Source organism: Cohnella phaseoli, from assembly GCF_003386235.1.
Lineage (GTDB): Bacteria > Bacillota > Bacilli > Paenibacillales > Paenibacillaceae > Cohnella > Cohnella phaseoli.
Map to the genome: position 1 here is coordinate 25,222 of NZ_QRDZ01000038.1, position 844 is coordinate 26,065.

General features: G+C 57.0%; 1 protein-coding gene. It reads left to right on the top strand.

Annotated elements, in window-relative coordinates; all coding sequences use genetic code 11:
• Positions 1-844 (top strand): hypothetical protein (locus tag DFP98_RS39320; protein WP_181918087.1); only part of this gene is annotated, 844 nt, incomplete at both ends.

The following is an 844-nucleotide window of genomic DNA, read 5'->3' on the forward strand; positions in this document are numbered from 1 at the left end:
TGGTGACCGTACCAAACGTGGGAGAAACGCTAAGCGGCTACACAGACTTGCCGGTTAATGGAATCGTGAATGCGACGAACGGCGACAAACTGGCCGTAGCGGAGCTTGACGTGAACGACAAAGTTGTGAAGTTCGGCCAAACGACGGCTGTAGTCGAGGCTGAGCCGGTAGCGGCAAGCGGTTTGACGGTAACGTCGACCGACGTGGCGGGAGCGGCGAACGATGGCAAGACGCAAATTTCGGTTACGCCTGCCGCTGCTACGGGGCATAAGTTTGTGTACCTCAATGCGGCAAGCGGCATGGTGACCGTACCAAACGTGGGAGAAACGCTAAGCGGCTACACAGACTTGCCGGTTAATGGAATCGTGAATGCGACGAACGGCGACAAGTTAGCCGTAGCCGAGCTTGACGTGAACGACAAAGTTGTGAAGTTCGGCCAAACGACGGCTGTAGTCGAGGCTGAGCCGGTAGCGGCAAGCGGTTTGACGGTAACGTCAACTGACGTGGCGGGAGCGACGAACGACGGCAAGACACAAATTACGGTTGCGCCTGCCGCTGCTACGGGGCATAAGTTTGTGTACCTCAATGCGGCAAGCGGCATGGTGACCGTACCAAACGTGGGAGAAACGCTAAGCGGCTACACAGACTTGCCGGTTGATGGCATCGTGAATGCGGCAAACGGTGACAAGTTAGCCGTTGCCGAGCTTGACGTCAACGACAAAGTTGTGAAGTTTGGCCAAACGACGGTTGTAGTCGAGGCGGAGCCGGTGGCGGCAAGCGGCTTGACGGTAACGTCGACCGACGTGGCGGGAGCGACAAATGACGGCAAGACACAAATTACGGT